This is a genomic window from Mucilaginibacter sp. (assembly GCF_965277465.1).
Classification (GTDB): domain Bacteria; phylum Bacteroidota; class Bacteroidia; order Sphingobacteriales; family Sphingobacteriaceae; genus Mucilaginibacter.
Genome location: NZ_CBDICW010000001.1, coordinates 2,517,575 through 2,543,610 on the forward strand (window position 1 = coordinate 2,517,575; position 26,036 = coordinate 2,543,610).

Annotated in this window: 20 protein-coding genes; 5 read left to right on the forward strand and 15 right to left on the reverse strand. The window is 36.9% G+C overall.

Annotated features, from left to right (window positions below):
- Window position 1: 1 nt before the first annotated feature.
- Complete coding sequence (locus ACQY4U_RS11270) at window positions 2–706, forward strand: AcvB/VirJ family lysyl-phosphatidylglycerol hydrolase (protein ID WP_428329510.1); 705 nt, start codon at window positions 2–4, stop codon at window positions 704–706.
- A 96-nt stretch (window positions 707–802) separates the two neighbouring features.
- A complete protein-coding gene (locus tag ACQY4U_RS11275; RefSeq protein WP_428329511.1) occupies window positions 803–1,474 on the forward strand; it encodes an AcvB/VirJ family lysyl-phosphatidylglycerol hydrolase in 672 nt (223 codons plus the stop codon).
- A gap of 4 nt (window positions 1,475–1,478) precedes the next feature.
- On the opposite strand, the gene ACQY4U_RS11280 is transcribed toward ACQY4U_RS11275, so the two are convergent.
- Window positions 1,479–2,108 (reverse strand): hypothetical protein, encoded by a 630-nt coding sequence (locus ACQY4U_RS11280; RefSeq protein ID WP_428329512.1) that lies wholly within the window; start codon window positions 2,106–2,108, stop codon window positions 1,479–1,481.
- A 54-nt stretch (window positions 2,109–2,162) separates the two neighbouring features.
- Window positions 2,163–3,425, reverse strand: a complete 1,263-nt coding sequence (locus ACQY4U_RS11285; RefSeq protein WP_428329513.1) for a BamA/TamA family outer membrane protein — start codon at window positions 3,423–3,425, stop codon at window positions 2,163–2,165.
- Window positions 3,426–3,873: 448 nt separating this feature from the next.
- On the opposite strand from ACQY4U_RS11285, the gene ACQY4U_RS11290 reads away from it, so the two are divergent.
- Both ACQY4U_RS11290 and ACQY4U_RS11295 read left to right on the forward strand, forming a co-directional pair.
- A complete protein-coding gene (locus ACQY4U_RS11290) occupies window positions 3,874–5,364 on the forward strand; it encodes a cryptochrome/photolyase family protein (RefSeq protein ID WP_428329514.1) in 1,491 nt (496 codons plus the stop codon).
- A gap of 1 nt (window position 5,365) precedes the next feature.
- A complete protein-coding gene (locus tag ACQY4U_RS11295) occupies window positions 5,366–5,503 on the forward strand; it encodes a DUF2256 domain-containing protein (RefSeq protein ID WP_428329515.1) in 138 nt (45 codons plus the stop codon).
- A 145-nt stretch (window positions 5,504–5,648) separates the two neighbouring features.
- Here ACQY4U_RS11295 and ACQY4U_RS11300 read toward each other — a convergent pair whose 3' ends face one another.
- Both ACQY4U_RS11300 and ACQY4U_RS11305 read right to left on the reverse strand, forming a co-directional pair.
- Complete coding sequence (locus ACQY4U_RS11300) at window positions 5,649–6,062, reverse strand: SRPBCC family protein (RefSeq protein WP_428329516.1); 414 nt, start codon at window positions 6,060–6,062, stop codon at window positions 5,649–5,651.
- Between the two features lie 224 nt (window positions 6,063–6,286).
- The gene (locus ACQY4U_RS11305; protein WP_428329517.1) at window positions 6,287–7,975 is read right to left on the reverse strand and encodes an RluA family pseudouridine synthase; all 1,689 of its coding nucleotides are present in this window, start codon (window positions 7,973–7,975) and stop codon (window positions 6,287–6,289) included.
- Between the two features lie 231 nt (window positions 7,976–8,206).
- Here ACQY4U_RS11305 and ACQY4U_RS11310 point away from each other — a divergent pair, with 231 nt between their 5' ends.
- The gene (locus ACQY4U_RS11310; protein ID WP_428329518.1) at window positions 8,207–8,434 is read left to right on the forward strand and encodes a hypothetical protein; all 228 of its coding nucleotides are present in this window, start codon (window positions 8,207–8,209) and stop codon (window positions 8,432–8,434) included.
- A gap of 729 nt (window positions 8,435–9,163) precedes the next feature.
- Here the strand turns inward: ACQY4U_RS11310 and ACQY4U_RS11315 are convergent.
- The 11 genes from ACQY4U_RS11315 to ACQY4U_RS11365 all read right to left on the reverse strand — a co-directional run bounded on the left by ACQY4U_RS11315 (window position 9,164) and on the right by ACQY4U_RS11365 (window position 25,992).
- The gene (locus ACQY4U_RS11315; protein ID WP_428329519.1) at window positions 9,164–9,667 is read right to left on the reverse strand and encodes a hypothetical protein; all 504 of its coding nucleotides are present in this window, start codon (window positions 9,665–9,667) and stop codon (window positions 9,164–9,166) included.
- Window positions 9,668–9,669: 2 nt separating this feature from the next.
- Window positions 9,670–10,563 (reverse strand): hypothetical protein, encoded by an 894-nt coding sequence (locus ACQY4U_RS11320; RefSeq protein ID WP_428329520.1) that lies wholly within the window; start codon window positions 10,561–10,563, stop codon window positions 9,670–9,672.
- A gap of 152 nt (window positions 10,564–10,715) precedes the next feature.
- On the reverse strand, window positions 10,716–11,738 hold the full coding sequence (locus ACQY4U_RS11325; RefSeq protein WP_428329521.1) for a virulence RhuM family protein: 1,023 nt from the start codon (window positions 11,736–11,738) through the stop codon (window positions 10,716–10,718).
- A gap of 131 nt (window positions 11,739–11,869) precedes the next feature.
- Window positions 11,870–15,097 (reverse strand): type I restriction endonuclease subunit R, encoded by a 3,228-nt coding sequence (locus tag ACQY4U_RS11330; RefSeq protein WP_428329522.1) that lies wholly within the window; start codon window positions 15,095–15,097, stop codon window positions 11,870–11,872.
- A gap of 1 nt (window position 15,098) precedes the next feature.
- Window positions 15,099–16,379, reverse strand: a complete 1,281-nt coding sequence (locus tag ACQY4U_RS11335; RefSeq protein ID WP_428329523.1) for an McrC family protein — start codon at window positions 16,377–16,379, stop codon at window positions 15,099–15,101.
- A 1-nt stretch (window position 16,380) separates the two neighbouring features.
- Window positions 16,381–19,098 carry an McrB family protein gene (locus tag ACQY4U_RS11340; RefSeq protein ID WP_428329524.1) on the reverse strand — a complete coding sequence of 906 codons (2,718 nt, stop codon included), beginning with the start codon at window positions 19,096–19,098 and terminating at the stop codon, window positions 16,381–16,383.
- Window positions 19,099–19,110: 12 nt separating this feature from the next.
- Window positions 19,111–20,358, reverse strand: a complete 1,248-nt coding sequence (locus ACQY4U_RS11345; protein ID WP_428329525.1) for a restriction endonuclease subunit S — start codon at window positions 20,356–20,358, stop codon at window positions 19,111–19,113.
- A complete protein-coding gene (locus ACQY4U_RS11350) occupies window positions 20,355–20,573 on the reverse strand; it encodes a hypothetical protein (RefSeq protein ID WP_428329526.1) in 219 nt (72 codons plus the stop codon). The genes ACQY4U_RS11345 and ACQY4U_RS11350 overlap by 4 nt, the downstream gene beginning before the upstream one ends.
- The gene (locus tag ACQY4U_RS11355; RefSeq protein ID WP_428329527.1) at window positions 20,549–22,426 is read right to left on the reverse strand and encodes a type I restriction-modification system subunit M; all 1,878 of its coding nucleotides are present in this window, start codon (window positions 22,424–22,426) and stop codon (window positions 20,549–20,551) included. Before ACQY4U_RS11355 ends, ACQY4U_RS11350 begins: the two co-directional genes overlap by 25 nt.
- A gap of 225 nt (window positions 22,427–22,651) precedes the next feature.
- Window positions 22,652–23,896: a DNA-processing protein DprA gene (locus tag ACQY4U_RS11360; RefSeq protein ID WP_428329528.1), complete on the reverse strand. Its 1,245-nt coding sequence runs from the start codon at window positions 23,894–23,896 to the stop codon at window positions 22,652–22,654.
- Between the two features lie 2 nt (window positions 23,897–23,898).
- The gene (locus tag ACQY4U_RS11365) at window positions 23,899–25,992 is read right to left on the reverse strand and encodes a RecQ family ATP-dependent DNA helicase (RefSeq protein WP_428329529.1); all 2,094 of its coding nucleotides are present in this window, start codon (window positions 25,990–25,992) and stop codon (window positions 23,899–23,901) included.
- Window positions 25,993–26,036: the final 44 nt, after the last annotated feature.

Genomic DNA, 26,036 nt, shown 5'->3' on the forward strand with positions numbered 1-26,036 from the left:
CATGAAAAGTTTTAAACTTATCATACTGCTATTATGCATAACATTAATTGCAGCCAGTGTTAATGCAAATATCCCTCACTCCAAAAGGGCAATTTTTAATGCCGACCTGCCGGTTATTATTACTAAAGCTAAAATTGATAAGGAGGATAAACTTATTCTTTTTATATCGGGAGATGGCGGGTGGAACAGCTTTAGTCAAAAACTTGTGGATTGTTATGCAGCAAATGGCTTTAACGTTGTAGGGTTTAATAGTTTAAAATATTTCTGGAAAAAGAAAACACCACAGGAAACAGCCAATGATATTGCTGCACTTTTGAATAAATACAGCACCGAGTGGCATAAAAAGAAGATCATCATCTGTGGTTTTTCATTTGGTGCCGATGTAGCGCCATTTATTTACAGGCGATTGCCGGATGATTTAAAAAGCAGGGTAAGTTTAGTTCAATTGATCTCGCCATCTTCCTTTACCGATTTTGAGATCCATGTGATGGATTTGCTTGGCTCAGGCAATGCCGTACGATCAATGAATATTGCTGCGGAGGTTAAATTAATGGATGTTCCTGTTATTTGTTACTATGGTGAGCAGGAGAAAGAAAAATCGCTAAGTGAAATTAAAACCACGGGTTTTAAAATTATTATTCTAAATGGCGACCATCATTATGCAAAAAGCTATCCCGAAATAGCAAAAATAAACCTATTATTATAGATGCTTTTGCTTGGTATGGATAACCCATTTAAAAATAGGCTGACGGGACTTTTTATTTGCTTGTATATCCTGTTTTTTTTTAGCAGCTGCGGCCTATTGCTAAAGAAAAGAACAGTTGCAAACAGGGGGATTGAAACCGAAGAGCTGGGACTACCCTTAATTGTCTATCATCCTTCAAACCCAACTACTTCAAAAATGATCGTTTTGCTTTCGGGCGATGGGGGATGGCTTGGTTTTAATGATACCCTGGCTGTGCAATTTGCTAAAAGAGGTTATCATGTTTTAGGGTTCAACTCACGGACCTATTTCTGGCATCAAAAAACGCCGGAGCAAACGGCAAATGATTTTATCAGGATGATCAGAAAATACAGCGGGGAGTGGAAGTCAACTCGGATTGTTTTGAGCGGTTATTCTTTTGGTGCAGATGTTGTTCCGTTTATATACAACCGCCTCCCTGATGATTTAAAGGCCAGGGTCAGCAAGCTGGAGTTATTGTCACCCTATCTATCATCCGACTTTAAAGTGCGCTTAACAGACCTGATCAGCACCGGGGATGATGACAGGACTTATAAAGTAAAGGACGAAGTAGAGAAAATAAGTATCCCTGTATATTGTTTTTATGGAGAGGCCGAAACCCCCAAACCGCTTGCTGACCTGGTGATGAAAAACTTTTTTGTTAAATTATTACCCGGCGATCATCATTACCTGCATAGCTACACCCAAATTGTATCATCAATGCGTGCAGATAGAAGGCTGGTAATTAAATAAACACTTATTGCAGATTTACCTTTAAACCAAGCCGGTAAGCTAAGCCCCGCGGGTTTACGTCATTGTTATTAAAAGACATGTGTACCCCGGTAAAGCCCATGTTGGTAAAAAATGATGCCCTGTTATTCAGCTTTGCTAACACCCCAAACCCGCCAAATGTATACAAGCCCTTATCAGTAACATTTTTTGTGGGCTCAATATGCGCAGGATCCTCCTGCTGATATTTTATAAAGGTTGAGTATCCAACATCTGCAATTGCAAAGGGCGATACCGCCCATTGAGGAAAAGGTAAATACCTGAAATCTGCAAGTACCGGTAATATCTTCATGTGCCTCAGGTTATAACCATTGTCAATATGTAGTTTGCTGTAATCATAAGCTACACCAAGCCCCATTGAAAAGTGTGCTGTTGCATTATAAGTTACAAATACATAACCGCCATTAAAAACGCTATGATGCACTGTTTTAAAATACTGGTATTCGGTAATAATAGCAAGCTTTTTGTACCAGGCCGAATCTGTTTTGGTGCTGTCGGTAAACCGCTCCTTAACAGGAGAGGCCAAACAATTAAATGAGCTTAAAAAAAATATTAATAAAAGTGTTGCTTTAAAGCAAAGTTGTAAATGCTTAATCATGTTGTTGTTTTTTATTCTTGTCATTATTTAGGGGATTTATATTGTTTTAAAAGATCAGAATACTTCGTTTAGCCCTATAAAAAGGCCCTTTGCGCCATAATTGCCTACCCCATAATCCATACAAATATTGGAGCGTGTATATTTATTAAATAGCAGGCGAAGGCCTGCACCTTCTCCGCTGTTCCATCGTTCAAATAAATGTATATTTTGCCCGTTGCTGCCGGTTTGTATATTTATAAATGCTATACCGCTGAGTAACTTGTTTTCAGTAATAGGGTAACGGTATTCCATTTCATTAAAATAAAAGGATGTCCCTTTAAATCGTCCAATGGTGTAAGGGCGTCCGCTTCTTTCTTCGGCATCAGTACCTGTACCCGGTAGTTCCAGATAGGGCAGGGAACCTTTTAATAAATAATTGCCCCATAACCAAAAAGCTAAAACATGCTCCGGATTGGTGCTTGATAACGACCAGTATTTTTTTAACTCCGTTTTTAATTGAGTAGCGCCGTGTTCGCTTCCTAATTCCTCAGCATTTACGCGCAGAACAACATCAGCATATATACCCTTATAGGGCCTGTTAGGATGATCGCGGGAATTGTATTGTAAATTAAATAATACGCCATTTGCCCAGTATCCGTTTGATGGATAATCGTTCCTGGCACTGTACCAGGTATTGTAGCTGCGTCGTCTTAAAGTTCCTTTCCGCTGGTTGTCAATGTTTTGATAACCGTCAACTATAAGCCCCATGCCTGCATAAAAATTATCAAACAGTTTGCGATATACCTTTTCATACAATTTCAGATAGTTAAACTTAATCTGCATCACATTTGGGTTATTGGCGAGCGGTACCCCGTTTAGTACAAAAACATCAGTTTGATGCGAATGCCCGGTCCCTAATCCATAATCTAAAGCAATGGTTCTGCCCACCTGATAACCACCCTGAAAGTTCCACCGGTTGTGGCTGCTAAAAGCGTTGTGTTTCAATTCGGCCGAAGAAAGTCCGTTTGATGATATAAAAACATTGGTATTAAATATAGAAAAGGTTGTATTGGCCGGGTCGCCAAAGTTTTTACCTCCCGATAGTATGATCCCAAATTCTAATCCATAACTGGGGCTGTACCCAATGGATGGTAAAAGCGACAAGTTAGAATGTGATTTGCTGGTATCGCTATAGCTGTCTGTTTTCAGAATGGCCCTGATAACGTCCTGTATATCTTTTGTTTTATATAATGAATCAACCGGGTGCGATTTGGCTCCGGCAGCAAATGCCTGGATCAATAAATAAAAAAGCAGCAGGGGTTTTCTGCAAAAATACATACAAGGATCAGATATAATGGGCGCGAAGATAAAGACACTATTAATAGCTTCTTTAAAAATATTAAGCGCCGCTGTTACTTCAGTTATAGCTGTTTTTGTTTTTTTTTACAGTTTTTAAAATTTAAAAAGCTGTAAATCTTATTGTTAACTCGTATCAAAAATAAAAAAAATGAATTATAGCTATAGGTTGTGTGGGCTTAGCCGCTTAAAAAATTACTGGGGAATGATACAGTAGCCGGGTTAAATTAAAGTTTTGGGATTTTTTTAAAGATTGAGGTTTCGTTTAATAAGTTTGTTTGCTACATAGGTTTAAATTGAGGACTAAAGTGAGCGAAGCTGAGAAAAGTTGACACTAAGTTTTTTTATCGATATGTTTTTTACGTACTTACTTCACCTAATATATAATGATGGTCTTTAAACATATAATATTGCTTAGCATTAACATGGCATGGTAAATTCAGTTACAATTATTTTCCCTCACCAATTATTTCAAAACCACCCGGCTTTACAAAAAGATCGCGCGGTTTACCTTGTAGAAGAAGGGCTGTTTTACCGTCAGTACAACTTTCACCGGCAAAAATTAATATTGCACAGGGCAAGCATGAAATTTTATGAAAGCCATCTGCAACAAAATAATTATACCGTTAACTATATTGAAACCGGCGCTATAGAGAATGATTGCAGGCAATTGGTAGCCAGCCTGGCTGCTCAACAAATAGCTTATATTCATATTGCAGCTGTGGCTGATGATTGGTTGCTGAAAAGAATGCAACAAGCCTGTAAAAAGCATAACATAGCACTACACATTTACGATAGCCCCAATTTTTTAAATACAACTGAAAATACAGATCAATATTTCAGTAAAAAGAAAGGCTATTTTCAAACTGATTTTTATACCTGGCAGCGGCAGCAAAGGAATACTTTGTTGGAAGATAATGGCAAACCGCTTGGAGGTAAATGGACATTTGATGCGGATAACAGGCAAAAGTTCCCCAAAAAGGAAAAAGTACCTGTGCTTGAATTACCAAAAGAGAATCAATATATTATTGAAGCTAAACAATATATCCAGCAGCATTTTCCTGAAAATTATGGCGATTTAAACAGCCCCTGTTTGTTTGTGGTAACATTTGAAGATGCTGAAAATTGGTTGAACGATTTTTTGAAAAACAGGTTCGAAAAATTTGGCATTTATGAGGATGCCATTGTAGCCAATGAAGCTGTGCTCCACCATTCTGTATTAACCCCGATACTGAATACCGGGCTGCTGCAACCCCAGCAAATTATTGACAACGCAATTGCTGTGGCTGAAGAATATCAAATCCCATTAAACTCATTAGAAGGTTTTATAAGGCAGGTATTAGGTTGGCGGGAGTTTATTCACCTGATATATGAACGCGAAGGCAGTAAACAACGTACCACTAACTATTGGAAATTTAAAAGGAAAATTCCGCAGAGTTTTTGGACGGGCGAAACAGGCATTGCGCCCATTGATGTAACCATTAAAAAGATTTTAAAAACAGGGTATTGCCACCATATTGAAAGATTAATGGTATTGGGGAATTTTATGCAGTTGTGCGAATTTGATCCGGACGAGGTATACCGTTGGTTTATGGAAATGTTTATAGATGCCTATGATTGGGTAATGGTACCTAATGTTTATGGTATGGCGCTATTTGCCGATGGCGGCCTGATGGCTACAAAGCCGTACATAAGCGGCAGTAACTATTTAATGAAAATGAGTGATTACGAAAAAGGGGAGTGGCAGCCCTTATGGGATGGACTGTTTTGGCGGTTTATGCACGTACACCGCAGTTTCTTTTTGAAAAACCCACGTTTAGGGATGCTGGTAAATACCTTTGATAAAATGGCAACAGAAAAGCAGCAAACTCATTTAACCAATGCCGAAAAGTTTTTAAAACAGTTAGACAGCCACTATTAACATGAAGGATGTAAAAAAACAAAACCTGCCCGCCAAAATTTGTATTGTTTGCAACAGGCCATTCAGCTGGCGTAAAAAGTGGGAAAAGGTTTGGGACGAGGTAAAATATTGCAGCGATAAATGCAGGAAAAATAAATGATTACCCCGCTTTAAATAGAAAAATCACATGCTCGGTAAGGCGTATCTAACTGGTAATAAATACTTTAAAAGCCACAGCAGTTAAAGTAAATCTTCAGTTTAGATAAAGGGATTTATATTGAGTTTGCCAACCTATTAATCAGTTTTTAGTGTGATTCTGTATGTTTTTTGAAGTTATTAAGTATTGCCTGCCAGCCATTTTTTTGCATTTCAGGGGAGTTTTGCTCTTCTGCGTCAAAGGTGACAATAACATCAGTTTGATTTCCATTTTCATTAAATAAAACAGTTACCTGCCTGCCGTTTGGCATACCGTATGTGAATTTTTTTCCTTCAACAATCTCATCATAAATAGCTTCAAAATCAAAACCAAAACTGCCATCTTTGGCTTCCATTCTTGCTGAATATTTTCCACCTACCCGCATATCATTTGATGCAGCAGGACATTGCCATGAGGGATCGGCAAAGTTCCATTTGGTAATGTGTTCAGGGTTTGTATAATAGTTCCAAACTTTCTGTGCATTTGCATTAATGGTTGCTGATACTGTGATTTTATTACTCATGGTGTTATTTATTTATAATTTTTAATCTTCTATAACCCTGTGTTTAAGTTATTTATTTAAAGCAGCGCGTTCATGCTTAATAAAAAGTGCTCAATAGCTAATGTAAGGTTTTTTGTGAGGCTGAAAAAATAGAAGTTAAAATCCAACAACCACCGTGATAAACTATCTTTTGATTTACTTAAATAATTGTAAAGATTGCGCCAATAAATATCTATCTGAACTACTTAAAAATCTTCTGCTACTTCAAAGCTGAGTTTTTGTTTAGTAAGGGGATGTATAAACTCAAGATAGGCAGCGTGGAGGTATAGTCTATCAGCCAGTGTTCCATACAGGTCATCCCCAACAATAGGTGCATTAAGTCCCTGCTCATGGGCCGAATGCACGCGCAATTGATGCGTTCGCCCGCTAAGCGGCCAAAAATGTACTTTGGTGCTTGTCCCGTTAGTTGAAATAACTTTCCACCTTGTGATACTTTTTTTTCCAAACTCAAAGCAGACTAATTGCCTGGGTCTGTTGTATAAGTCGCCGCGCAAGGGGAGTACGATCTCACCTTCCGAAGAAGGTATTACTTTTGAAAGTAGGGCCGTGTACCTTTTGTTTACCGTTCGTTTAAGAAACTGCCGCTGAATAAATTGATGTGCCTCTTTAGTTTTTGCAACAACCAACAGTCCGGAAGTTGCCATATCCAGACGGTGGATCATTAAAGGTTCAATATTTACAAATACTGATTTAAGCCGTGTATAAACTGAGTCTTTGATGTTGATTCCCGGAACGGAAAGTAAATCTGCTGGTTTATTAACGATTACAAAGGCCTCATCCTGGTAAACAATTGAAAGTTCGCGGTTTTCGCCCGGATTTTTTATAAGCGGATCTTCTTCTAAGGTTATTCCTTCCAGCATATGCTTAAGGATGGGTTTACACTTCCCCGTGCAGGCCGGGTAAAACTGTTGATGTTTCCTGATTTCGGACTTTGGCGAAGCCCCCCACCAAAACTCAGCCATTGCAATTGGCGTGTATCCGTTTAAGAAAGCAAACTGTAATAGTTTGGGTGTGGCACATTCCCCGGCAGCTGATGGTGGTTTTCCAAAAACGGTATCGCTAAAAATAGCTTGCAGGCTTTTCTTATCACCATATTTATTCAAAAATTCATATTGCTCAAATAGCTGCCTTTGTAAAGCAGCAGATCTTTCCCTGCGTTCGTTTTTCAACAACTCGATCTTAGCTTCGGGTATTTCTATGCCCGATTTTATCTCATTTAAAAGCAGGTTCCAATTATTCAATAATACATTAAGCAAGTGCTTATCGCGTAAACTTTGTTTAATTAAATCTGCTTCAAAATCAATGTAAACATCTTCGCTTAAAATGTTTTTTTGCTCTTCCCTGAGTTTCTTGCGGGCGGCTTTATTGATCTTTATTTGTTTTTTAAAGTCAGCTATTTCCTGAATTAATAATGTATTTGAACGTTCAAATGCCAGCTTTGAGTTTTTGTAATCATCACCCGACTCTATTTCCTTAATCTGCATATTTATAGAGTGAATGATCTCTTGCTCTTTTAAAAAAAAGCTGTTTTCGATCAGCATATCAAAAACAGGCGGTACAAATCTGCTATGATCATTTGAGCCGGCCAGTTTCCCCGAAAATGCTGATAAATAACCTAACCTTCCTTCTTTGTCCTTAACCACTAAAACGCCAAACATTTTTCCAATAACCGGCCCCTGCTTGTCATCGGTAATACCAAAATTATGATCCAGGTCTACATTGGTTTCCAGATAATATTGAAGTTCGGTAGCTGCTATTTTTGCAAGCGGATGCGCTTCATAATAAAAAGGAAAAGTGAAGCGTTCAGGTAACTCAATGCCCTTGATAGCATCAGCAGAAAAGTAGATAATATGATTGGGAGAGCTGTTTTCCAAGTGCTTTTAGTTCGTTTTTATTTGCAGTTTTATTGCCCAAAACTACGGTAATAGTAAAACAAAGTATAAATTATCCCTGAAATTAATAAAATGATTGAGTGGACAGCGCAACGCTAAATAAACCTTGCATTGACGTTGTATTGTCAAATAAATTTGGTATTCATTGAAACCGCCCGGAATGTTCAAAGAGATCGTATATTAGTGCAGTTGGAAAATTAAAAAAGTGGCATAATGTACAGTAAAGCAGTGTTCGATGCAAAAGTCAAAACCTGGCTTAACGAGCAGATCCGGAAAAGTGTAGTAAAAGAAGTTACAGAATGCTATGACTTAGTTGACAAAGACAATGCAAATCGCTGGAATATTTTTAGGATCTGTAAAAAGCAATTAAATGATGTACGTTCAAAAATTGTTTTGAGTTATGTTAAGGTCCTTGAATTAGTGATGCTTATTTATAAATAATATTTATACCAGTTTAAGCATACTTCATTTAATGACGAATAATTAAAAAGCCCTCAGATAAATCTAAGGGCTTTTTTGTGGAGCCGGAGGGAGTTTTTTTAAACTTGCAACGACTTGATATATAGTGTATTACACTAACGATATTTTACAGGTCTCTGAATAGGTCTCTCAATAAAAAGAAGCCAAAAACGCTATGCTTTATAGTACAAATATAAGCAATTGAGAGATATAATAACTTTTAAGTAAAAAGTATTATTTCAAACATATCTGGCACCTTTAATTGGTAGTTAACTCATAGCTGATTGAGGCAGCCAATCTTTAATTCCATAGTGATGCTAATTGAGTTTGTCACAGAATTAGGGTAAATTTTCCAATTTTTTGGCACAGAATTATGGTGAATTTCATAAATTTTTGGCACAGAATTAGGGTAGAATTCTCATTGCTTGATAATTTCGATATGAGTAGATTATTTTCCTATCAATTCGTGACTCAATGCGTCACGAATTGATAGGCTTAATTTCAGCTTCCATTTGAGACGAGCTTAATGAACAACCCAACCCATATTTAACGCTTGAGCAACCATCTTTGCGAGCCTGGTAAATAGTCAAGGCCGGGCCACCGATAAAAACAAAACATATTGGCCCGCTCCGCATGGCCTTTACTTTTTACCCGGCGGTGGGCTATCTTCGCGGGTGTGGTGAATATGGTGAAGAATTCAACGTGATGTTTTTACCTCTTTTTTGTAATTACGAAATAAAAATTTACAATAGTACCTACGTTGATAAAAACGACATGAATCAAAATAGAAGCATTTATACAAAAAATAATTTTTCCAAATGTGGTGGTCAGAGGAAAAAAGAAAGGGAAGAATAAGTTAGAAATTAACAATACGCTCTCAGTTATAATTATATAAATTAAACTCAGCATTAATTCTTCAAAAAGATATACCGGCTTATTATATAGGAGTTTTCCGGTTTTCTCTTGTTTTATGGCTTCTACATTTGGATTAGAAGTAGTATTTAACAATGTGAATACGGATATCGAAAAGCCGACTAATAAACTTAATACACTTGCAGAACTACTTAGTACGCTTTGAGCGAGTGTTACAAATGAGTCCTTACAAGAGAAAAAATATATAGCAATACCCAATACTACGGAAATAATAATATTCCACAGAAAAGAAGATTTTCTAGAAGTGACAAAAAATTCGAAAACAACTAAAAAATATTCCATTGCTATTTATAATCTATTAACAATCCTTTTAATCCACTAAGTATCTCTGTAGTAACTATTTCACCAGTTTCTGGGTTAATTGAAATATCCAGATGATCAACTTTTTCTATCATTGCCGTGTCTAGCATAACATTGGTGTTATTTTCGTCAACCCCATATATTCTTACTTTTGATATACCTGAACTAGCATTATTAGAAAAGGAGTTGTAAAAATCGATGGCTGTTTCTGTGATAGATTCCCTCGGCTCTGCTGTCGCTGTTACGATTACGTCTCTTTTAAGAGATATTGTTCTGTTCGAAAAATTTAATGCGGCGCTACCTAATAAAGATTTATTCATAAATACTTCAGCAACTTTTGTCCTTTTTAATTTTTTTAATGTATCTAAAAAGTCTTCTTTGCACAGCTTCGTATAAATTATTGAGAAATTTTTCTTTTTCTGTTTAGAAATTAAATATTCTCTTAAACTATTTGAGAAATAGCCGATTATTTGGTTAATAGACAAACCATTTCCATTTAGTTCCAGTGCATAGAATACTTCATCAGCTCCAATCTTAATAACAAAATGTGTTTTTTCAATATCTCCTTCTGACAGTTTTTTAGGACTCTTCCTTTCTTCACCAGTTTTTTTATCAATTAAATTTGGCCTAAAATCATTTCGAGCACTTTTAAAATAACCTGATATTATCTTTATTCCTACGTCATCCGTTTCTATTGCTGCGTTGTCGATGAAACAAAACTTTGAATCTTTTAAGTCAAATTGCCGGTCTAATTTTTTTAATTTCAGATTGTGTTTGATGACTTCCACAATGAGCGAGAAAGGTGTTTCTTCGTGAGTTTTATATGCTCTTGAAATTAATGTACCAAATGAAATTTTTCGTTCTTTTTCGGTTGCCATATTTATATGATAAGTTTTAGAGTAAATAAAAGTACAATTATTTTACGGCGTACGTTGTAGAGATTATGTCAAGGTATATCAGCAATTAATTGAAAACAATCTGCAGGGTCATCCAAGCATTCTTCATGGAATCATGCTTCGTTTATCTTACCTCATTCTTTATTTTTATTAGGATTTATTTTTTTAATTTCTTTGTCAAAGTCACTTTCAAAATTTTGATCCTGAATCACCCTGAATTTATCATATTCCTTTTCGGCTAACCTTATTGCTACTTCGTGGCTCACTTTTCCTGCATCCTTTAATATTTGATATTCGTTGAATTGTAGGAAAGCATCTAAACGACTTATCCAGTCACCCATCTTCATAGGTATCTGCCTGGATGCCTGTAATTCTGCAAAGTCGAGATACATGGTAACAACCCGTTCAAGTTCTTTGATCTCCTTTTCAATCAGGTAGTTTTTAGCTACACCTATATCACCCTTTAATACTTTGCCGCTAGGTGCATTTTTGAAGGTTTGTAAACCCATATTTGGCTTATCAGCACTTGCTCGTTCTGCAATAATTTGTGCGGCGGTTTTACCAGAAATTGCAAAGTGGAGTTTATTTTGAACCGTTTTAAAGAACTTTTGGGTTATATCAGCATCCTTATTGTAATCAACGCTACACTGTTCATATATATCCGTAATTTTAAGATAGAAACGTCTCTCGCTGGCGCGGATCTCTCTAATTCGCTCTAAAAGCTCGTCAAAATAATCTTTGCCAAAGCGTTTACCCTGTTTTAATCGTGCATCATCTAACACAAAGCCTTTAATTATATACTCTCTTAGAGTTTTAGTTGCCCAGACTCGAAACTGTGTAGCTTGGTAACTATTTACCCGATAACCTACGGCTATGATGGCATCAAGATTGTAAAACTCTAATTTTCGCTTAACACTTTTACCGCCTTCTTGTTGAACTGTTTCCAAAATGGAAACAGTTGCTTCTTTTTCCAATTCGCCAGTATCAAAGATATTGGCTAAATGTTTACTAATCGCTGGAACCTCAACCCCAAAAAGTTCTGCTAAACGCTTTTGGGTTAGCCAAAAGGTTTCATCATTAAATATCACTTCAATTTTCACATCACCTGTGGGGGTGTTGTAAAATATAATATCGTTGGATTGCGGTTGCTCACTCATTTTGAATAATGCTAATTGGGTATTTTATAGCTGTTTGTGTGTTATTTCTCCCATTTTTGCAGTGTGAGGATAAACTTATTACAAATATCACGTTCTAAAAAGGTCTTTTTATCCGAGATATTTAATTTCTTCTAAAATACACCATAAACACTTGATCCTCCACCAAAATATTTGTAACGAAGATGTTCATAAATCATGTTTGTTTTGACATCAATATCATTTGTTTGATATGTTGGATAAGGTAGTGCTTCAAACAGGGTGTTACTTACCATATTAAAAACCGCAGCCGCAGTTTCAGATTTGTCCGACCATAGATCGATCTTCAACTTCTCCTTTTTGAGTTCGTTTAATAGTTCTACAGCTATTTCTTTGACTTTATTTTTTTCTACTATTGAAAGATTAGGTTTTCGGAGAATGTCAAAAACCGCCTTTTGCTCTTCGGTTAACCCCTCTCGTTTAGTGTCGGCTTCTTCTTCAGTTAGTGTATTTATGAATTCTATAAGCTTTTTAAACGTCTCTTCAATTATTACCGAATCTTTACCGCGATTGTATTCGTCAATGATCTCCTGATAACGAAGATAAAAATCAACACGCAGAGGATTTTTGTCAACCATTTGTTTCATTTGCCTCTCAACTTTATCTTTAAGTGATTGAACTATAGTGTTTTTATTTTTTGCGTTTAAAAAATACTTTTCCAATATCTCAAAATTCAATCCGCTCAGATCAATGATTTTATCATTATCGAAGTTTGGTTCGGCAACGACGGTTAAGATCGATTCGTCTACAATGTTTTGTATTTTCTTCATGAGCTCAGCCACATCGGCACTCTCAATATTGTTTTCAATAGCGCTGTAAATAACATCTATAGCATTTTTTCTTGCAGCGTATTCATTCAATACTTTGTCTGGCTGTAGTGCCTTATATTTCTTAAAAACCTCTCTCGCTAAAATTTGAAATTTACGCTTGGTTTCATCGTTGGTATAAACAGCATTAACGCCCCTTTCCATCGCTGCTAATTTTTCTAAACCGAAAGCCATTACTAATTCGTGCAAATTGAAGTCAACTTCATCAGCTAAAAACGCCTCTGTACTTAAAAGTGCCTCTGTTAATTGCCGAATTAGTTCTTCTTTAGGTTTAACCGGAGGCTCCACTTTTTCCCCACCTTCGCCATTCCCATTTTTGCCACTTGAACCATATATTGCCAATGCATCAAGTAGTGCTGTATAAGTTTCTATGTAATCAACTATCAATCCGTTGTTTTTACCCTCACTTATACGGTTGGCCCTGGCAATAGCTTGCATTAACGTATGAGATTTTAAAGGCTTATCCAAATACATAGTTGAAAGGGTTGGGACATCAAAGCCAGTAATCCACATAGCACAAACAATTACAAAACGGAAAGAATCATTTTCATCTTTAAATCTTGTCTCAATGTCTTGTGTGTTCATTTTTTCACGGTGAGGTTCTATATCTAAATCCCACTTTTGAAATTTTTGAATTTCATTTTGTTCGGAACTTACAACTACGCAAATTTCCGTTTCCTTTATCCATCGTAATTCTCGGCTTTTTTCCAAAACCTCTTGATCGCCATATTTGCCCTTTATAATCTCTTTTTCTATCTGTTTAATATATTGCTGCCAATGGTTAGTAATTAAGTTGTACATTTTTACGGCTGTAAGCTTATCTAATGCGACAAACATTGCCTTACCTTTATACCCGCGGTTGCAAAAATGCCAAACCACATCTTTAGCTATTGCATCTAACCTTTTGTGAGAGGTAAGTATTGGATATTCTCTTGCAATTAGGCGTTCTATCTTGCTTATTTGGTCACTGTCTGAGTCCTCGCTTTCAGCATCTATTGCAGCTCTTATATGTTCGTTGATAATAGGGTTTTGTAAACCGAGATATTCTCCTCTATTTTCATAGTACAGCGGAACTGTAGCTCCATCGTCAACGCTTCTCTTAAAATCATATTTAGAGACATAATCGCCAAAAATTCTTCGTGTTAGCTCATCATCTTTAAAAAGAGGTGTTCCGGTAAAGCCGATAAAAGAAGCATTTGGCAGCGCATTTCTTAAATTCATCGCCAGCTGTCCCCCTTGTGTTCGATGTGCTTCGTCGGAGATTACAATGATATTATCTCGTTTTGTGATTTCTTCTTCAAAATTAAATTTATGAATCAAGCTGAATAAATATCTGTGATCTGAGCTTAAAAGGTCCTTTAGATGTTTACCTGAATTTGCTTTTAGAGAATCCTTCGCGCCCGCCTTAATTTGGGGGACGGCACCAACGCTGCCAAAGGTTCCATAAATCTGTGTGTCTAATTCATTGCGATCTGTAACGATGAGGAAGGTATAACTACCTTGAAATTTTTGATGTATTTTCTGGCAAAAAAACACCATGGAATATGATTTTCCACTTCCCTGGGTATGCCAGAACACCCCAAGTTTTTGCTTTTCCTCTAAACTAATTTGCCCCGCCTTGTAAAGTTGATCTTTATATTTAATGTTCTCTATTGCTTTGTTAACTCCTATAAATTGGTGATTTCGAGCCACCAGTTTAACCACATTTCCTAAAGAGTTATCAAAAAGGATGAAGTTTTCAAAAAGATCCATCAATCGCTCCTTTTGACAAACGCCAACAATTATCCTATCTAAAGCAACAATTCCGTCTTCCTCCTCAGTAATTCGTTTCCACTCGTGAAAATGTTGGTATTTGCCTGTAATACTTCCTATTCTACTTTCTATCCCATTGCTTAAGATAACGAATGCATTGTAATAAAAAAGCTTTGGAATTACGTCTTTATAGTCAATAAAATTATGGTTGTAGGCGTTTTCTAACTTACGATGGGCTGCTTTCAACTCGATAAAAAGCAGGGGAATACCGTTAACAAAACCAATAATATCGGGTCTGCGTTCGCGATTGCTCTTCCCCTGTACCCATAACTGTCTAACAGCCAAAAAATCATTGTTCTTAGGTTCCACAAAATCAAAAACCTTAAGTTTCTTATTTTTAACGTGTTCCCCTTTTTCATTAATAAAATCAACAGGGATACCATCTCTTACTAAATGGTGTTTTTCTAAATTAATCTCAGCTAAAGATTTAGTGATACTTTCTTCTGTTAACTTTTGATAGGCTTCTTCATAGGCCTTTGCTGGCAGTTTGGGATTAAACTCTTTTAGTTTTTCAATGAAATTTCTCTTTAATATAACCTCCTTCTTGTTCAATCTCCCTAAAGTACTGCCCTCGCCAAAGCTTTCCTTATTATAAGCTAATTGTGTATCCCAGCCCAATTGATTAAAAAATAAATCAATTGCCGTTTGTTCTATAAGATTATCTTCGGAGTACTCGTAGCTCATACTATTTCTTTTTAATAGGTAGGTTAAACCAACTTTCAAATTCGTCGTAGATATCTTTTTGCCATTTTTTTATTATTGGTTCGACCGACAAAGAAATAACACTGCATTCCTTGTCAATCTCGACACCTGTTTTGGGGTCTAAATAGGTTCCTTTTAAATTAGAAAATTCCGTTCCTGGGTATACCAAGGCTACGCGCCTGGCGTTATAATATTCGTGGTAAACATACATCTGCCGTAAATCATCAGGAGAAGGATTGTATCCATTTAAATTTTTCCATTTTGTATCTATCACAACACAATTCATCTTATCTTTATTTACAACTATATCTGGTTTAATTTTAGAGCGATATCCAAATTCTGGCCTCCAAAAATATTTTGATGTTTGGCCGGTAATGGTTGTGGCAGAATCTTTATGCTTTCTTAAACTTACATAAACAAATTGTTCCCAAAGTATATTCATATCGAACATAAGCGCCAATACATTAATTCTTCCTTTGCTCAGGTCGGGGTGGTACTGTAAAAGGAGTAGACGCGCAATTTCAATCGATTTCGTATAAGATTGCGTTTTACGATTATAAACGATTTTGTCAAAAGTATTTTCAGAAACTTTTATGTCCGGCATTTCTGGAAAATTAAGCAACAACGCGCCTATTCTACTTTGGAGAGCCGAATTAGTATTTATTTTTTTTAGTAAGCGCAGCGTTTTATAAATTATTAAATGGAGTTTGTGTTCTACATCATATGTTGTATATGTCACATAAAACCTTTCCTGATGCACAAGATTTTGTTGGATGTGCTTTCCAAACTGTAAACTTCCTTTTAAAGCTGTAACATTGCCCTCCTTTTTGCGATATTGTTTTACTAATCCGCTATGCAGCAAATATTCTATTTGGGTAACAAACAGCTTAAAATACAAATCCAGTATAGAGTTAGACTTTAATTTTAAATCGCTGCTGCTTTTAGCATGTATATCAAATACACCGACAGACAAAAGCATATCTATTAAAATATCTCGCCAGTGCTTCTTTTCATCTTTTCCGCTAAAGGCATTGTCTGCCTTCGGCAAAACTTCAATAACCATATCACCAACCTGAATTACCCCAACGTATTCGTTAAAGCGTACACCATTGTGTATTAAGGAATAATAGGGGACACCATTTACACCATAATAGCTTTGTAAGGCTTTAAGGCACGGTTCATCAAACTTAATTCCATCAATTTCATCATTGAGCTTAATAGCCCGATGCTCGAATGTTGTGATATGTTTTCCGGAGGCTGCCAAGTTATTTTTTCAACAATAAATTAATTGCCGTTTTAAATGTATCATCCTGCATTTTGGAAATATCACATAAGCAGTAGACTGGCTTTTCTGCAAAAACTGAAGGATCGTAGTCATCAAATTTTGCAAATATGTCGTCCTTTTGCTCTTCGATTGGCTGGAAAAAGCCCTTCCCAATTACCAATCCTATTTTGCCGTAATCACCGAAAAAATACTCTTGTAATAACGGTATGATTTTGTTGTGGAAAGCAATTTTCAGATCCGCAAAATTAGCAACTAACATGAAATAACTGTGGCCAATTAAATGGTCTTTATCTAACAGCTTTTCTATCCTCTTATTAATCGTATTAAGTAAAAGAGGTAAATCTAAATCTCCCAAAAAGCCTTCATTATCTTTAAGTTTGCCATCTGTAGCGACTAATTTGGAATTCGGTGGCATTTCTTCAAAGCTGAATCTTCTACGCAATGCGTTATCTAATGCTTCAACGCTGCGGTCAGCAGTGTTCATAGTGCCAATAATATATAAATTGGGCGGCACTCCAAATTTCTCTTTGCTGTAAGGCAGTGTTGTTTCCAGGGCTTCCTCATTACCCAAACGCTTATCGTCCTCAATCAATGTAATAAGTTCGCCAAATATTTGAGACACATTGCCTCGATTTATTTCATCGATTATTAGTACAAATGGTTTCGCCCCATGATTTTTATAGTCTGCTTTTTGGAAAGAAGCTACAACCTCTTTTTTTTCATCAATCGTATAAATCCTAATTTCATTTTTTACCGTTTTCGTTTGTTTTTGCTTACGTATGGCATTTAAAACAGACCAGTAAGCCGACGAATTCATCCCTTTAATTATCTCTCTAAATTGGTCATTTATATTATTAACATCGTCGAGATCTTTAATAACTGACTGCAATTTTGTTAACCTATTTTTAGAAACGGTGTAGCTCCTGGTGCCATCAATATGTTTGATTACTATATTCCCTTTTTGAGAAACACCCTCGACAAGAACCTTGCCGCCAGTTTTTGTTTCCAATTCAACTTTTTTTCCATTCAATAAATTTTCTTCGACATCTTCAGAAAACTTGTCATATAAAATCGAAAAGTCTAACACCTCCTCGGTTGTCTTATTCTCCCTGGTTTGTGCAATGGCGAATGAGGCCTCAATACAAAGGTTTCTAAAAACTCCATATTCAATCCTGTAAATAACCGGGTCGCCCTCTTTTTCAGGCTCAACGGGTTTTATACCTTCAATAAAGTCTTCGTAGCTCATACTTTGATGAAAAGTAGTAAAGACAATTTTTCCTTGTGATAAGTAAGTATCAAATCGGTCTTTTAACCCTTGCCGTGATTCTAAATTTATTTCTTCTTCATTTTTGTCCTCAATTATAGCTATTGCTTTATTGATTGTGTTGTATGTTTTGCCTGTTCCGGGTGGGCCAAACAGGATCTGATTTAGGGGTTTTTTCATGATAGAAGCTGAAGTGGTTTCAATCGGTAATTTTTTTTCGTATTCAAATGTTGTGTTAAAGAATGGCACAAAAAGTATTTTATTTGCATAGTCAATCTCGTGCTGAGGAACTGCGATACAGGTTGAATTGTCATTGGGAGCCCACCATTTTTTTTCATCCTGGTATGATTCATCGCTAATGGCTTCTGAAATAATTTCGTATGGCCTTTGAAGCCACCCTTCATCTTCAAAATCCTCATAAGTGCATTTACTGGCATCGCCCGTTATTCTCCCTATAACTTCAACGTGACTATTACTCCGGCACAAATAAAAGTAATCGCCTATTTTCATCTGTTTAGAAAAAGTATCCCCCTGCGTTTGGTATGAGGTTCCTTTTGCTTTGGTAGCGCCATGAACTACAACTAAATTATTTTCGTTAAAATATTTAAAATACTCTTCGCGTATCTCACCACTACCCATTGAAACTTTAAAAACCGTTTCTGCCTGTTTCAGTATTATTTTTAAAATAGAACTTGAAGCTGTAGTGCTTTCTCCGTAAACTCTTTTATTGTAAAGGGCATCATAATAAGAGAAAAATGTATTGAATTTATATAGCCCGGTTTTCCCAATTGTTGCCTTGATATTCTCAATCCGGGTGACATTGTTTGATTTTAAGCTTTTGCGCTTTATGCTTTTATTAATTTTAAGCATTTCGTCAAGCGTCACTCCATCGACACTGGTACTGATGTTTAACGCTTCGGGAAAGTCAATTAGCCCACTATTTGAATGAAGTTTTACATTTTGAAGCTTCTTGTCTGGTCCTACTAATATTATCCGGTCGTTAATCTTAAAGGTTTCTGCTAATTCATTATATTTTGGAACACCTGATAAAATGTAATAACTTACAAAACGTTTATTATTTGCATCATCAATAAGTTGTTTAATATTAATTTCCTGTGGATGAATGAATGGCGGAAAGTTGGCTTTTACCCTCGAAATAAGCTCTGGATAAATCTCATGGAGTTGTAGAAACTGATCATTTGAACATGAAACCTCAATAATGTTGTTGCATGCGATGCTCTTTCGGTCATTTATATTTTCTATTACCCCTACAAGTAATTTGTTCCCTGCTATAAAGATCGTATTATCGTTTATTTTTAGTTGTCCATAAACACCGAGCCAGCGAGGTTCTGTCGAGTCTTCCCACAAAATTGTTTTGCTTGAATTATCATATTGCTCAAGTCTGCTTATTCGAGTTATTAGCGTTTTTGTCATTATATGTAAATTTTAAACGGCAAGTTCCCCGTTCATTAGCTTGGGTAATATAATATCTCTGGCCTCCTTTAACTTTGCATTCTGCTGACCCAACACACTAATAAGATTAAATATAGGTGCTACTTGTTCCGTAAATGACCTTAATTCATTTTCTTTAGGTAATGTAATTTTTTGCTCTCGAATAAATTCCTCAAATCCGTAATTCACAATATTACTAGCGCTATGCTTTTCATATCGCGATATTATACCATTTTCTCGACTAGCTAATAAATATAAATAGAAGAATTCTGGTGAAGCATTTGTGTTGACCCGGAGCATTTTACAAAAACTAGCACAGATTACAGGGCTTCCGAAGTGATCTGTATTTTTTTCAGTGATTAAAGTACTTCTGCCTATAGGTTGTCCTTTGCTTCCACCAGATACTTCAAATACGATGTCGCCTGGTTGCATTTGTCGTGATGCTAGATTTGATTCCTTATGATAACGGAATGGAATATCGGTAATCTGTCCTTTTTTAATGAACGGAATGTCAGTACCCCTAATAACATATGCAGGTTTTGTGAAAGTATCACTATATTCCTCTTCACCCCAGCCACCACCAATATAAAAAGACAGGCAATCTTTCAAATATTCTTCTCTTTCGGTCTTATTGAAACTGATGTCTTGTACTAATTCTTTGTAGTGTAATTGCGCTTTCTCCTCCAATAATTTTATTCGTTTTTGATTGTTTTTAATCAAGTCGTCATAGGCTGACAATATTGATGCTACTTTGAATTGTTTTAAGAGCGACGGCAATTTCATCTCAACTCCTTCAACATCTCTTGGGCTAATATTAGCTTGATTTGCACCTCCTTGTGCTTTTAGCGCGATTCTTGTTAAGGTTTCCTTTTGTAATAAGAAATAATACAAATAGTCATCTATACAGCGACTCTTATCTATATTAATAAACTTCCCTGCCCTTTGGTTGAGATAAGAAATTGTTTCATGGCGGTATCTAGCTACTCTCCCAACAACCGATGATGGCAGTGTTATATGCGACCCTGTAAGTGAGATCAAAATATCGCCATCATTTAGATGAAACCTCGATTGAACCTCGATATTGGAATCCACACAGTCACCTTCATCGATATTTACATTTTCATCTTTAATATTTTTTATTTTTATAACAGGAACCCCACTTTGTTTAAAATCGTTAGACTTAAAGGCGAATCCCGAAATTACTTTAGCAATATCTCCTATCTCAACCTTATCCCATTTCATATCGCTAACTCATTAAAGTTTTCAGAAATGATTTTTGCAAAAGAGGCTGCCTCTTCATTTAAACTTTCTAATTCAATATGAATTTCTTTTAAACGGGCTTCGTAATCAAAATCATTTTCAGCAATAGTGCTTACCCCAACATATCGGCCCGGGCTTAGACTCCAATCTTTAGCTGCAATTTCTGATTGATTTACAACTTTACATAAACCTTCCACATTGTCATATCTACCATTAGGAAAGCGGCTTTGAAGCCAATGTGCTTGTTTCCAAAATATTCGGTTTCATGAAGGAGGCCAGGTTCGTCTTCGTTCAAGTTACCGTTGGCTTGTATTTGGAGATATTTTAACTGATCGAATTGATCTTTTAGATTAAGGCTTTTCCAGTCTTTGTTTTTGTTTAACTGGTATTCTTTTGTAGCCCAATTGGTAACTTCAACCAAGTCTTTTATTAATTTATCTTGTGGCTTGCGTATGGTTTTGCATAAATGGGCAATGTGTTGTAATGCCTCCAAATCTGCGGTAACCTTTGTTTCAGCCGCTATAAATTCACCCTGTTGTTTATAAACCGTATCAACTTCATCAAAAGCTAAGGCATCTAAAAAAGATTGGGCATCTTTATTTTCAATTAAATAGGCATGCGCAAAGCTTTTAATTGTGTTAATTAAATTTCGAAGCAGTTTGTTTAGGTCGCCAATGACTGAGCCTGATTGTTGAGCTAACTGTTTAGCGGTTTCAAGGTATCCGGTTACCGTCTCTTTAAGCTTATTGTTGTTACCCCGGTATAAATTAACTATGCAAATAATATTTTGAAGCTGCTCTGGAGTAAAGTCATTTACTTTTGAAGTTACTTTTCTATATATCTTGCGAGCGTCTAACATAAGCACTTTGTCCTTCTGCTCGATATTAGTTTCCTTGGCCCTATCAAAAAACCATAGCGTACAAGGCAGTGACCTGGTATAAAAAAAATTATTTCCAATAGCCACCATGACGTCTACGGCGCCCGTTGTCACTAATTTCTCGCGAATATCTTTTTCGCTGTGGCCTGCATCACTTGCAGAAGAAGCCATAACAAAACCGGCCCTACCTGTCGGCTTAAGATAATTATAGAAGTATTGAATCCATAAGTAATTAGCATTGTCATTTTTAGGCAGGTTTACCTTGCCTTCTAACAAAAGGCGGCGGTCTTTTTTAACTGCATCTTTACCCTTGTCTACGCCATCAACATTAAAAGGAGGGTTAGCCATCACAAAATCACATTCCCCCACAAGGTTGTGCCGATCTTCATAAAAAGTGTTACCTTCTTGAATATTACCCTCCAATCCATGGACAGCTAAATTCATCTTTGCGAGCTTAGTGTTTAGTTCGGCCTTTTCCTGCCCATAAAACGTAACTTTTTCAGCCGGGCGTAAACCTTCACTTTCAATAAAATATCCTGTTTGAACAAACATTCCCGCTGAACCACACGCCGGATCGAATACAATACCATGATCAGGTTCGATAATGTTTACAATGGTTTGAACCAAACTCATTGGCGTAAAAAATTCGCCACCTTCCTGAGCGCCGGTCATCGCGAATTTATTTAAGAAATATTCATAAATTTTCCCGAACAAATCCCCCTCTGCTTTTTGTAACACCTCCTTATTGAAAATCCGGAGCAGTTCCTTTAATAAGTCTTTACTGAAAATTGAATAGTTTTTCGGTAATACGCCTTTTAAATTATCGTATTCCTCCTCTATCAATTTCATTGCATTATCAATAGCTTCGCCAACATCTTCACTTTCAGGCAGATTTACCAAATAATCAAATTGGGCATAATCCGGCAGAAACATCGAGTTTTTTTCTTCGAAATCTTTTTTGGTTAATGGTCGCTTGCCTCGTTGAGGATGCGACGGAAGATCTTTCTCAACTTCAATTTTAACTTTTTGAAAACGGTTATAAGCATGCCGTAAAAATATAAGGCCAAGTACCGGCATTGAGTATTCGGATGCAGTCAACTTGCTATTGGCCCTTAATTGGTCGGCGGCCCGCCAAAGTTCATTTTCTAACTTCTTAAGTTGTATTCCTTGCATTATATATGGTAATCCTAATAAGGTTTAATTATCAAATTTAATATTCTTATTGGTTTACAAAGAACCAATAAATTATGGGGTTAAAGCAGGTATGCTATCGTAATAGCAATTTTCATAGCCCTCACCTGAAAATAATAGCTTTAGCTCACAGGCAAAGAGGAGATCTGGAAAAAAATCAAAAGCAGCTATATCGCTATCGAAAAGGGTATATAAATAAGTGTTAAATTAATCGGAAGATTCCGATAAAACATCTATTGACTTTTCCAATAGCCAAGAATATCCGATTTTGCTTCTTAGTTTATTTGCAAAGCCGTTTTCAACTGCTAGATCAAGCCAAATTTCTACCTGTTTTGAAGCCATTTCAAATCTTTCCGCAACCTCGTTCTTATTAACCGGAGCTTGGCCAAAGCAATTGTGCCACTTATATATGAAAAATTCAAAGTTACTCATTGCGCTTATTTTTAGCGACAGCTGATTGTTCTGATTAATTAAAGGCACATTAGGCGCGGTTGGTTCCTGAGATGCGGTAAATAAGTCATCTTTTACTTTAATAGCAGCAGGTGAAATCAATGACCTAAAACTGTCATTTAAGTTATCCGGTAACCACTTTCCACCCAATTTGACAATCTCCTGATTGCCCTTTTCATTCGACGGACAAACCCAGAGCGGAGTCCAGTGGTTTTTGACATTTTCCTTTGCACCTTCCCATGTTCCTCCTTTAGTGTCCGATATGACCACGATTGAAGTCTCCGCCAAAGCGTAGATCAGCTTATTGCGGCTCATAGCGTTTCCTGCGTTAAAGCCAGCTTCCGGGTTCACGTGGGTAAGCAACGCTAATTTATTTTTAATAATAAAATTACGAAATACCGGACTAGTTGACTTTTTGATCAATGAATCTGCTAAAAAACCCACACATGAACCGCCTGCTTCAAGCGCACCGATCATAGCGGCTTCATCAATTCCTTTTGCACCGCCAGAAACAATTCCAAGATTCTCTTTGGTAACTTTCTGGCCAATCGCTTTAGCTGCATTTAAATCTTTTTCTGAAGCATTTCTTGAACCAATCACTCCGACATAGGATTGATTAAGTAGCTGCTTATCTCCAATGCCAAACAGTATATTAGGTGCCGCACCCTTTAATTTCTCTTTTAGCATTTTGGGGTAAACCTGATCTGCCCGGCTTATAACCCAGACACCTGCCTTTGTCCATTTATCTAAAGCTATTGCTAACGCTGTTTTTCTTTCTAATAAGATGTATAACCGATTTCGGCTGATTAATTGATCATTCCATGAATTAAGCAACATTTCAGACTCTTCAGATAAAAATGCTTCCGGAAAAGCATCTTTTGACTGTAGCCATCTCACCAGCTTATTCCATTCAATTAGTGACAACGGTTTATGCTGTCTATCTGTATCTTTTGAAAGATAAGAGGTAAATAATAATATCGCTTTAGTTCTTTCTGTTATCATATTCAATTTACTGATGTGGATGTAAGTGCAACAGGATAAACTGGACCGCTGCCGGCTTGACGTAATAAAGCAGCAATGATAGTAAAAGTCCAACGTGAATCAACTGCATCATCTACTAATATTAAAGGTGCGGACGAAACATCACCATTTATACTAAACACACCATCGAGATTCCTGCATTGAAAAAAATTATTTTCCTGCTCTTTTTGAGCATTAGCTTCTTTAGTTTTTATCACAACTGGAATGTAAGGAATTCCTAATTTTTCTCCTAATCGTTTTGCAAAATCAGGCACCAATTTAGGGTGACGATTGGATGGAACGCATGTAATCCAGGCCGGGCTTGGCATTGGATCCCATCTTAATTTTATCATATCCGCAATTGCTTCCACAAGTTCATCTCGAAAATATCCGGCGTGTTTATCAAGTGCAACCATTCCACCCCAACCTGCATCTTCCCATTGCGATAATACTCTTCCGGTTTCTGCTCGCAGGTGAGTGGGCAAATTCCTTGTCCAACCGTATTCGGGCATTCCACCAGTAACAAATTGCGCACGCGGTTCTATTGGAAATTCTGAATTCTTTAAAAATATTCCTGCATCAAGAATATAGTCTCTTAATGGTTCGGCTCTAAACACTGGAGCACCTAAGCAGGCGCTACATTTACCACAGGGTTCCTGAGTAGGATCATCCAACGCCCCCTGCAAATAATTCATCAAACATCCTCCATGCTCGATATATTGCTGAACTTGCTGCCACTCTACTTCCTTTTGGTTCGTTAGTCGAGTGATTTTTTCCTTGTCCATTTCGTAAGAGACAGCTGTCCTATACCATTTAGAATCTATTTTTATCACAGGAGAGGGATCTTCTACACTTATATATTTTAACACCTGATCGATCTGTCCTTGGCGAAGATTAAGTTTACTCAATATATCGGGAACGGAAATACCGTTAGCATTTTCAAGTACGTTTAAAATAGCATCCACCCGAGCTTGTGCCGGGAAAGCAGTGGTTTTGAAGTAATGATGAATATCCTCGTCTTCTTTTCCCGAAAGCAATATTCCATATGCTTTGTCTATACCACGTCCCGCGCGACCAACTTGTTGGTAATATGCGATTATAGAACCAGGAGCCTGATAGTGTACAACAAAACCTAGATCGGGTTTATCATAGCCCATACCAAGTGCTGAAGTTGAAACCAATGCTTTAATCTTATTGTTATACAATGCTGTTTCCAAGTGTTGCCTATATTCATCGGAGTCTGCGAAGCCGTCTTGGGAAACACTGCCGTAGTAGGCGGCCACGTTAATTCCATGGCCATTAAGGTAATCTGCAACATGTCTCGCATCCCGGATAGTTAAGGTGTAAATTATTCCGCTACCGGGAAGTTTTGGTATATTCTCTCTAAGCCAGGCTAATCTGGCTGCTTGGTCTTTTAGTTTGATATTTTGTAACGTAAGGCTATCTCTTACCAACGAACCACGAATAATTTCGATATCTCCAAGCTGCCCTACAATATCGTTAATAACGCGATCATTGGCTGTCGCAGTAGTACCTAATATCGGCATCCCGTCGGGCATGAATTTCAAAATACTGGTTATTCTCCGATAATCAGTCCTAAAGTCATGGCCCCAATCGGAAATACAATGTGCTTCATCAACCACAAACAATCCGATTTTATGCGCTATTGGCCTGAGAACAGATTCCATAAAATTGTCATTGGCTAATCTTTCCGGTGAGATAAGGAGTGCATCAACTTCATTAGCCAATACCTGTCTTTTCACCTCTGACCAATCATCTTGATTGGTTGAATTCATAGTAACCGCCTTTATCCCTAACCGTTCTGCTGCCTCAATCTGGTTTCTCATTAATGCCAATAAGGGAGAGATTATGATCGTCGGACCCTTGCCTTGGTTTCTGAGTATCCTGGTACTGATAAAATAAACGGAGCTTTTTCCCCAACCCGTTCGTTCGACCACTAGCAATTTTTTACTGTGGTTCACCAATTGATCTATGGCTTCCCATTGATTATCTCTAAAATCAGTTTCAGGGTTGTTAAGTGCGGTTCGTAATATATTTAGGGCGGAAGCTCTGTCCATTGTTGTGATATTAGGTTTGCTAATATAACCATAGCCAATTAAAA

Excerpts from the sequence above, each read along its gene's own strand:
- ACQY4U_RS11270 (WP_428329510.1), top strand. The coding sequence starts at position 2 with ATGAAAAGTTTTAAACTTATCATACTGCTATTATGCATAACATTAATT.
- ACQY4U_RS11280 (WP_428329512.1), bottom strand. The coding sequence starts at position 2,108 with ATGATTAAGCATTTACAACTTTGCTTTAAAGCAACACTTTTATTAATA.
- ACQY4U_RS11285 (WP_428329513.1), bottom strand. The coding sequence starts at position 3,425 with ATGTATTTTTGCAGAAAACCCCTGCTGCTTTTTTATTTATTGATCCAG.
- ACQY4U_RS11290 (WP_428329514.1), top strand. The coding sequence starts at position 3,874 with ATGGTAAATTCAGTTACAATTATTTTCCCTCACCAATTATTTCAAAAC.
- ACQY4U_RS11295 (WP_428329515.1), top strand. The coding sequence starts at position 5,366 with ATGAAGGATGTAAAAAAACAAAACCTGCCCGCCAAAATTTGTATTGTT.
- ACQY4U_RS11300 (WP_428329516.1), bottom strand. The coding sequence starts at position 6,062 with ATGAGTAATAAAATCACAGTATCAGCAACCATTAATGCAAATGCACAG.
- ACQY4U_RS11310 (WP_428329518.1), top strand. The coding sequence starts at position 8,207 with ATGTACAGTAAAGCAGTGTTCGATGCAAAAGTCAAAACCTGGCTTAAC.
- ACQY4U_RS11315 (WP_428329519.1), bottom strand. The coding sequence starts at position 9,667 with ATGGAATATTTTTTAGTTGTTTTCGAATTTTTTGTCACTTCTAGAAAA.
- ACQY4U_RS11320 (WP_428329520.1), bottom strand. The coding sequence starts at position 10,563 with ATGGCAACCGAAAAAGAACGAAAAATTTCATTTGGTACATTAATTTCA.
- ACQY4U_RS11325 (WP_428329521.1), bottom strand. The coding sequence starts at position 11,738 with ATGAGTGAGCAACCGCAATCCAACGATATTATATTTTACAACACCCCC.
- ACQY4U_RS11330 (WP_428329522.1), bottom strand. The coding sequence starts at position 15,097 with ATGAGCTACGAGTACTCCGAAGATAATCTTATAGAACAAACGGCAATT.
- ACQY4U_RS11340 (WP_428329524.1), bottom strand. The coding sequence starts at position 19,098 with ATGACAAAAACGCTAATAACTCGAATAAGCAGACTTGAGCAATATGAT.
- ACQY4U_RS11345 (WP_428329525.1), bottom strand. The coding sequence starts at position 20,358 with ATGAAATGGGATAAGGTTGAGATAGGAGATATTGCTAAAGTAATTTCG.
- ACQY4U_RS11355 (WP_428329527.1), bottom strand. The coding sequence starts at position 22,426 with ATGCAAGGAATACAACTTAAGAAGTTAGAAAATGAACTTTGGCGGGCC.
- ACQY4U_RS11360 (WP_428329528.1), bottom strand. The coding sequence starts at position 23,896 with ATGATAACAGAAAGAACTAAAGCGATATTATTATTTACCTCTTATCTT.
- ACQY4U_RS11365 (WP_428329529.1), bottom strand. The coding sequence starts at position 25,992 with ATGGACAGAGCTTCCGCCCTAAATATATTACGAACCGCACTTAACAAC.